The organism is Roseinatronobacter alkalisoli (assembly GCF_028745735.1).
In the GTDB taxonomy this organism is placed as follows: Bacteria; Pseudomonadota; Alphaproteobacteria; order Rhodobacterales; family Rhodobacteraceae; genus Roseinatronobacter; species Roseinatronobacter alkalisoli.
Window position 1 is genome coordinate 1 of the sequence record NZ_JAQZSM010000058.1, and the last position, 8,298, is coordinate 8,298.

At 58.0% G+C, this 8,298-nt stretch carries 7 protein-coding genes and 2 pseudogenes; 5 read left to right on the plus strand and 4 right to left on the minus strand.

Features of this window, described 5'->3' with window-relative positions; genetic code table 11:
* Both PUT78_RS22270 and PUT78_RS22275 read right to left on the minus strand, forming a co-directional pair.
* Window positions 1–225, minus strand: a pseudogene (locus tag PUT78_RS22270) (IS3 family transposase); the annotation flags it as partial.
* A pseudogene (locus PUT78_RS22275) lies at window positions 225–965 on the minus strand (hypothetical protein); the annotation flags it as partial. The pseudogenes PUT78_RS22275 and PUT78_RS22270, both read right to left, overlap by 1 nt.
* 225 nt (window positions 966–1,190) lie before the next feature.
* On the opposite strand from PUT78_RS22275, the gene PUT78_RS22280 reads away from it, so the two are divergent.
* A complete protein-coding gene (locus tag PUT78_RS22280; RefSeq protein ID WP_274354442.1) occupies window positions 1,191–2,084 on the plus strand; it encodes a recombinase family protein in 894 nt (297 codons plus the stop codon).
* Between the two features lie 58 nt (window positions 2,085–2,142).
* Here PUT78_RS22280 and PUT78_RS22285 read toward each other — a convergent pair whose 3' ends face one another.
* A complete protein-coding gene (locus PUT78_RS22285; RefSeq protein WP_274354443.1) occupies window positions 2,143–2,538 on the minus strand; it encodes a PIN domain-containing protein in 396 nt (131 codons plus the stop codon).
* Window positions 2,528–2,755 (minus strand): AbrB/MazE/SpoVT family DNA-binding domain-containing protein, encoded by a 228-nt coding sequence (locus PUT78_RS22290; protein WP_274354448.1) that lies wholly within the window; start codon window positions 2,753–2,755, stop codon window positions 2,528–2,530. The genes PUT78_RS22285 and PUT78_RS22290 overlap by 11 nt, the downstream gene beginning before the upstream one ends.
* Window positions 2,756–2,962: 207 nt before the next feature.
* Between PUT78_RS22290 and repA the strand changes: the two genes are divergently transcribed.
* The 4 genes from repA to PUT78_RS22310 form a co-directional block, all read left to right on the plus strand.
* Complete coding sequence (gene repA, locus PUT78_RS22295; RefSeq protein ID WP_274354444.1) at window positions 2,963–4,156, plus strand: plasmid partitioning protein RepA; 1,194 nt, start codon at window positions 2,963–2,965, stop codon at window positions 4,154–4,156.
* Entirely contained in the window at window positions 4,140–5,069 is a 930-nt protein-coding gene (locus PUT78_RS22300; protein ID WP_274354445.1) for a ParB/RepB/Spo0J family partition protein, read from the plus strand. The genes repA and PUT78_RS22300 overlap by 17 nt, the downstream gene beginning before the upstream one ends.
* Window positions 5,070–5,283: 214 nt before the next feature.
* Entirely contained in the window at window positions 5,284–6,495 is a 1,212-nt protein-coding gene (repC, locus tag PUT78_RS22305; RefSeq protein ID WP_274354446.1) for a plasmid replication protein RepC, read from the plus strand.
* 192 nt (window positions 6,496–6,687) lie between these two features.
* The coding region (locus tag PUT78_RS22310; protein WP_274354447.1) for a ParB/RepB/Spo0J family partition protein at window positions 6,688–8,298 on the plus strand (1,611 nt) is incomplete at its 3' end.

The following is an 8,298-nucleotide window of genomic DNA, read 5'->3' on the forward strand; positions in this document are numbered from 1 at the left end:
CAACGACCAGCGCTGGTTCGGCCGCAGCGGCACTGGCATTGGTGTCCGACTGCCGCGTGCCCGCTTACGGCCACGTCTGCGGCGCACCGATAACCCCTCTTCACGATAAATCCGGTAGAGCTTCTTTTCGTTCATCACCATGCCCTTGCGCTCGAGCAACACGCCGATGCGCCGATACCCAAATCGGCGACGCTTCTCGGCGATCTTGTTCATTTCTACACGGATAACCCCCCTGCCCCGCCCATGGCCAGAGGCGCGAAGACTGCTCCTCTCCCCTCGCTGGCAGCGATCCGCGCAGCTACGACAGCCGCTTCCATCTGGTCACCGTGCTGCCCGAGCCCCGCGAGGCGCCAGAGGTGAAAGCCCATAGCGGCGCGGGTGATCGGGTGCAGGTCTGCGGCTTGCCCCATCAGATCCAGCCAACCGCTCGCGCGATCCACGAACGGCTCGGTCTCATCACTGAGGTTCTCGGGGTCGCAACGGTCGAGGAAGCCCGCCAAGTCCTGTTCCAGCCCCGGTCCACCCGTCAGCCGCCGAACTGCCCATTCGACTCGCGCCAACGCCGCCGTGTCGTCCAGGACGCCGGACAGGCGCAGCGAGATCCAGAGCGCCAGCCGATCCTGGCTGATGCGGTCGCCGGTGTGCTAGGTCAGATCTGCTGCTTCCATCAGCGCCAGCCTGTGCCGCCATCCTTCCGGTCCGCGCTTCAATCGGTTGTCCAGCGCGCCGATGCGGCCGACCACACGGGCAAGACGCGCGGCCTGGCCCCCCTCTGCCTTCCGCCATTCGTCGAGGACCTCGGTTTCACGTGATTCAGCCCGTGGTCCTGGCGGCAAATAGTCCGGCTCGTCTTCCATCGGGCCGGGTAGGAACCACAGATCGTCCTCGGACGCCTGTTCGACCTCCTCTGCATCAATGGCGAGGGCGTCGGAAACATCATAAATAGTGAGGGTTCTAGACTGCATGTGTGCAAAATACGGCCATTTTGCATTTTACCCAAGGGTTTCTCAGAGTGCGTCTGTACACCTTACATAGCACGCGCGCGCGATGGTCTGCGAGAACTCTCTGATCGCGCTCAGCGTATGGAAACCAAGGGCTTTCCGGTAAGCAGCGCCAAAGAGAGCGCCCTTGCATTCGTTTACAAACGGTCGTTTATTAGTCGTATCCGTAATTGCAAAAGGTACGATTTCATGCCCTTGATCGGCTATGCGCGCGTATCTACCGAGGATCAGACCCCCCTGCCCCAGTCGCAGGCGCTGAAATCAGCGGGCTGTGTCGAGATTCATGAAGAACAGGCCTCGGGCGGGAACCGCGCGCGGCCTGTCCTTGCGCGGGTGCTGGAGCGGGTTGGCAAGGGCGATACGCTGGTGGTGGTGCGCATCGACCGGCTGGCGCGGTCACTGTCGCATTTGCTGGAGGTGATTGAGCGGCTGGACGCCAAGGGCGCGTTCTTCCGCTCCATTCAGGACCCGATCGATACCGCGTCCCCGCAGGGAAAATTCACGCTTCAGGTGTTGGGCGCTGCGGCGGAATTTGAACGCGCGCTGATCCGCGAACGCACCAAGGCGGGGTTGGCCAGTGCGCGGACCAAAGGCCGTATTGGCGGCAACCCCGGCCTGCGCGCGCGTGATCCGGCTGCCCTGCGCAAGGTCCGACTGGCGCGGCAGGATGGCTATATGGAGCGGCTGAACGGCACGGCTCAGGATTGGGTGCCGCAGGTGCGCCGCTTGCGCCCCGACATGGCCTGGGAAGATGTACTGCGCATCATCAACGCCCCCCTGCCCCAGGCGCGTCGCTGGAGCCAAAGCCGATTGCTGCGTGCTGTGAAGGCTTATGTACGCGACGGGTTCCTGCCCGCCACCGTGCTGGGCCGGGCCGGGCGGCGCGAAACGGACGACCGCCTGCCCGCCATTATTGCTGGCATCAAAGGTGCGAACCCGGACATGACGCTGCAAGCCATCTGCGACCGGCTGGAAGCCATGCGCGAACGCACGCCTCGCGGACGGTCCAAATGGCAGCCCTCGTCAGTGAAGATGCTGTTGGAGCGGGCAGAGCGGCTGGGGATGCTCGATAGAAGAGAATAACCTTGCAATTCGTCCACTCTCTGGAGCAATTGCAAGGTTACAGTTGGAGCGAAGTCATTCAGACGAATGGATTCACGATCTGAAGCTGACTTTCCACCAGCAGCCCGTTTTGCATGTCTTCTGTCCAGAGAGTGGTGCAGCCAGCGAGTAATGCGCTGGCAACGACCATCGAGTCATATACAGAAAAGCTGTAGCGCTCGCCCAGTGCACGGCCGATCTCATGTGTCTGCACGGTTAAATTCTCAACTGGGCATAACGCCTGAATGCCAGATAGAAAGGCGTTGGCTTCATCCCAATTGAGGCCCGCCTTGCGTCTACAATTCACCAGAGCTTCATTCAGCACTTGTACACTGATGCGAGGTCCCTGCCCTATTATGGCCTCGGCACGATCAGCCTTTGGGCTATCATCCAGCAGGTACAGGACTATGTTGGTATCGGCGAACTCAGCGCTCATGCGCTGCTTCACGACTCAGGCGCTGAGATGCGGGAAGTTTGCCCCGGAACTGACGCAAGCACTCTAGCACCTCATCTGCCCGTGCCTGACGCCTAACTCTCACTGTCCCGTTATCCTTGATCAGATCGATCTTATCGCCTTCTTTCAAGCCCAGTTCTCTGACCAGTTCGACCGGCAAGCGGACAGCAAGTGAATTACCCCATTTTGCAACCTGCATGGTGACCTCAAATAGTTTGATATACAGAAAGAAATTGTATATCATTTTGTTGCAATGCGCAACACAAAACGGTTGATCTGCCTTGTGTGCGATGGTTGTCTGAACACCAAATATAGAAAGTGCTTGCGCGAATCTAGCTGTTCGGGCAATAGTCTCGAAAAATAACGTACGATCACATAAAAAACGCGACCACGGATTGGGGCAGACATGAGTGAAGCCGAGCAGGACTTAGACATCGCCATCGGGCACTACGCAGAGCTTCTCGCGTCGAACCTTCATGCCCAACGCGCGGCTCATTTCCCGCCAGACGCCAAGAAAGTCATGCGCAGCCTGACCAGCGGCGAGGCGGCTGAACTCCTTGGCGTAGATCATACCTATCTTCGCAAGCTGCATCGAGAGGGAAAAATCGCCGATGTCGAGACCACCGCTGGCAGCCACCGGCGTTACACGCTTGAAGACATCTGGACAATTCGTCAGGCCCTTGAGGTGAACGCCAAGAAGCCCGGAACCTATGTCCCCGGACGCCGGGCTGGAGATGAGCTTCAGGTCATCTCTGTCGTGAACTTCAAGGGCGGCAGTGGCAAAACGACAACCTCTGCGCATCTTGCACAGCGGCTTGCCCTAAAAGGGTATCGGGTCCTCGCGATTGATCTGGACCCCCAAGCGTCCCTTTCCGCGCTTCACGGCATCCAGCCGGAGCTTGATCTTATGGAAGGCGGAACGCTTTACGATGCTGTCCGCTACGATGAGCCTATTCCGATCTCAGACGTGATCCGAAAGACCTATATTCGCGGCCTCGACCTGATTCCTGGCAACCTTGAGCTCATGGAGTTCGAGCATGAAACACCGGCTGCGATCCAGCGTGGTGGTGCGCGTGCTTTTTTCGCCCGTGTGCGTGACGCTCTCGACGGTGTTGAAGCTGATTACGACGTAGTCGTGATCGACTGCCCGCCACAGCTGGGCTTTTTGACCATGTCGGCCCTTTCTGCCTCATCGGGCGTGCTGGTTACAGTACACCCGCAGATGCTTGACCTCATGTCAATGTCCCAGTTTCTGCGGATGACCGCAGACCTGCTTGGGGTCATTCGGGACGCGGGGGCGAATTTGCGCTTCGACTGGCTGCGCTTCCTGCCGACCCGCTACAAAGTAGGCGATGCGCCGCAAACCGAAGTTATTGCCTTTATCCGTGGTCTTTTTGGTCGGTCCGTCCTTACCAATCACATGGTAGAGTCGACCGCGATTTCGGACGCGGGCCTTACAAAGCAGACGCTCTATGAGGCAGACAAGAAGGACTTTACCCGCCAGACCTTTGATCGCGCAATTGATTCCATGAATGCAGTCAACGACGAGATCGCTACGATCATCCAGAACACGTGGGGCCGCAATGGCAAGAAAACCTAAACTTGGACTGCCTCTACAGACCCTCCGAAACGCGCCCGACGCGTTGGAGGGGCGGCGCCTTCGGGGCGGTGTATTTGAGATCGACCCTGGCCATATCGAGACCACAGGGCGGCTTGATGATCGCCTGCAAATAGAGATCGAGGGTCTTAAGACGTCCATCTCAAGAAATGGTCAGCGCGTTCCCATTCTGGTCCGACCAATGGAGGGCAATCGCTATAGTTTGATCTATGGTCGTCGCCGGTTGGAGGCGTGCCGCGATCTTGGGATAAAAGTCCGCGCAATTGTGACCGAAGTCGAGGGTGATCAGGCCCTTCGCGATCAGCTTTTGGAGAATCAGGAACGCCGTGATCTGAGCTTTATTGAACGGGCCATGGTCGCAAGTGCTTTGCTGGATGGCGATCATCTGAGCGAATCCGAGCGCACAAACAAGGGCGTTGCAGAGGTTCTGAACCTGACTGAGGCAGGTGTCTCACAGCTGCTGAGCGTTGTGCGTACGGTCGGAGAGGATCTTATCCTCGCAATCGGTGCTGCGCCCGGAATTGGCCGCCCCCGATGGGAGGAGCTCAAAAAATGCCTTGGAACCGCCGGGGTGGACCGTATCGAGCTTGCATCTGTAGCCCGTGAGGCTCGGTCCGCCCACACAGTTGGGATCGATGAGACGTCTGACAAGGCATTCCTCGCGGTTCTTTCTGCGGCGGGGCGAACAGAACCTTCAGATACCTTACCCCGCAAGCGGGCGTCCGGTGTAACCATTCCGGGAGTTGGCGCCGCGACAGTCTCAACTGGGCGTCGTGGAAAGCAACTCAAGCTTGAGTTGAACGCGGACAACACTGATTTTGTCAGCTGGCTAGAGGGTAACGCCCCACAGCTGCTTGCCGAGCTTCATGCGCGCTGGAAGCGCCACGAGGACTGAGGAAGAGCAACCAACAAAAAGGAGGCACGACACAGGCAGAAATAAAAAAGGCCCCGAGAAGCAAGCTTCACGAGACCTTTCGTTAGGTTTCGCACGGGGCCAGCCCGCTACAAAACTTCAGTTTTCGCACCTCTGAAAGTAGCGCCCTGGCCCCTCTCCTGCAAGTCTTAAGTGATTCGCGGGCCGGATATATTTTGCCTTCGTGAATGAAAGCATGGAATACACTCCCATTTCCCCGTTTCGGCGGCCAATTTCGTATGCGCATCTGAGCGTTGTCACTGCGGGCGAGCCGCCTTCCCAGCGCAAGCCGATCAATAAATGGGATTTACTGCGGGAATTGTCCAAGGCACAAGCTGCCTTTGGCATCACGGAGCGCGATCTAACGGTCCTTCAGGGACTTCTCAGCTTTTTTCCAGATGATGCGCTCGGCGGGAACGCCGAAATGGTTGTTTTCCCATCCAATAAGGCAATCTGTGAGCGGCTCAATGGCATGGCCTGTTCGACAATGCGCCGCTATCTAGCGCGGCTGGTCGATGCTCGTTTCCTCATACGCCGCGACAGCCCGAACGGAAAACGGTTTATGCGCAAGTACGGCGAAGATCGTATTGCCTTTGGTTTTGACCTTTCCCCACTCTACCGCCGCGCTGAAGAAATCATGCGGGCCGCGGAGGCCGTACGCGCAGCAGAAAGCCGCATGAAGCGGTTGCGCGTAATTGTAAGCCTGATGCGCCGTGATCTGACCGCACTGACTGAGTATGGGAAAGAGACGCATCCAGAGCGCTCCATCTGGGGTGAGATGAACACAATCACAGCCAATGCAGCCCGCGCCCTCCGCCGTAGGCTGACACATGAGGAGTTAACAGAGTACCGTACTCAACTGGAAACCATGCTCGAGTACGCCAAGGACATCATTGACGGGTCAGAAACACAAAAAATGAGCATCAATGACGCCAGAATTGAGCATCACCATCATAATACAAATAAAGAATCTATAGAATTTGAACCGCACTTAGAAGAAAGGACAGACGCAGATGTTGTGCACGAAGAACAACTCTCCATGCCCGCAGAAACAGAAGAGTGCCGCGAACTAAAACCGTCACCAAGTATCCCGTTACATCTTGTCACTACGGCATGCCCCACTTTTAGAACCTTCTACCAAGGGGATGTTCGGCATTGGCACCAATTGTTTGATGCCGCCTGTCATGTCCGGCCTGCAATGGGTATCAACACCGAAACCTGGGAAGACGCGCAGCGCTTTATGGGCCCAGAACAAGCATCAGTTGTGCTTTTAGCAATACTTGAACGCTTCGAAGCCATCAGGTCGCCGGGCGCTTATCTGCGTGCTCTTACAGCAAAAGCTGCGGCGGGGGAGTTTTCTTGCGGACCGATGATCATGGCATTGCTCGGTCGAAAAAACGCGGCTTAACAGCTGTTAAGCAACTTTGCTTCGGGTAGGCCCTCATCACGACCCACCGACCTTAACAGCTGTTAAGTGTGCAGCAACAGAATACCAAGACTTGAAGATTTTGAAGTCTAGAGGGAAAGGTTTGTTGGTTTGAGGGTGACGGGAAGTGAGATCGGGAGAGTGGCTTCCGGCGCCCGTCGTGGAGATGAACTGATGGCGAAATCTGCCTCAAAAATTACCCTGTCTGCATCCAAGGACATCCCTTTCGACAAGCTCATGCTGAGCCAATCCAACGTGCGACGCATCAAGGCCGGTGTGTCTGTCGAGGAACTGGCCGAAGATATCGCGCGGCGCGGCCTGTTGCAGGGCTTGAGCGTGCGGGCGATGTTGAATGACGATGGCACCGAGACCGGCATGTATGAAATCCCCGCAGGCAGGCGGCGGTTTCAAGCGCTGGCTTTGCTGGTGAAGCAAAAGCGCTTGGCCAAGACGACGCCCATTCCCTGCATCCTGCGCGATGCTGCGTCCGACACCCTGGCCGAGGACGATTCCCTTGCGGAAAACATGCAGCGTGTGGCCCTGCATCCGCTCGACCAGTTCCGCGCCTTCGTGGCTTTGCGCGAGAAAGGTCAGGGCGATGAGGCGATTGCCGCGGCCTTCTTCGTGACACCGCCAGTGGTGAAGCAGCGGTTGAAACTCGCAGCCGTGGCCCCTGCCCTTTTGGATGTCTATGCTGAGGACGGCATGACGCTCGAGCAGCTCATGGCCTTCACTGTCAATCCTGATCATGACCGCCAGATGCAGGTCTGGGACGTGATTTCATCGTCGTGGAACAAGGAGCCGTTTCAGATCCGACGCATGCTGACGGAAACCTCTGTCCGCGCCTCGGATCGTCGCGCGGTGTTTGTCGGCGCTGAGGCTTATGAAGCAGCAGGCGGCACTATCCTGCGCGATCTGTTTCAGGGCGATGATGGTGGCTGGCTTGAAGATGTCGCGCTGCTCGATCGGCTTGTTTCTGATCGGCTGCAGGCTGAGGCCGAAGCAATCACTACTGAAGGCTGGAAGTGGATCGAGGTCGCCCTTGATCTGCCTTATGGCTATAGCCACGGGTTGCGGCGGCTGTCCGGTGATCCTGCACCAATGAGCGATGATGAGGTTGCGGCGCATGCCGCGTTGCTGGCTGAATATCGTGCGCTCGAGGAGGAATATGCCGGGCAGGATGAAATCCCCGAAGAGGTCGATGCGCGTCTTGGCGAATTGGAGTTGGCCATGGAAGCGATCGAGGCACGACCGCTGGTCTTCGATCCGGATGAAATCACGCGGGCAGGGGCCTTTGTGACCCTTGATCGCTCAGGGCGGTTGTCAGTTTGCCGCGGTTATGTCCGGCCCGAGGATGAGCCGCGCGCGGAGACGGCGACTGGCGATGGCGGTGATGCCGATGCTGTGCAAGTGGGGCAGGGGGGTGATCCCGGGGTTTCCGTCTCGGATGTCCATGATGGTCATGCCGATGCCTCTGTCGGGACCATCATCACTTCTGGTGGGCAGCCGCTCGGGGCTGGTCTTCCGGAGGACGAGGATGAGGACGCTTTGAAGCCTCTGCCTGAGCGCCTCGTTCAGGAATTGACTGCGCATCGCACCTTGGCCCTGCGCGAGGCGCTTGGTCGGTCTCCCGATGTTGCGCTGACGCTTCTGCTTCTGAAGCTCGTTAATGACACATTCCGTAGCTCCGGGGCGTCAGGCAGCTGCCTCGAGGCCTCTGTCCGGCAGGTCTATCTGCCTGCGCAAGCGCCTGATCTGAAGGACAGTGCCGTAGCGCTTGCCGTC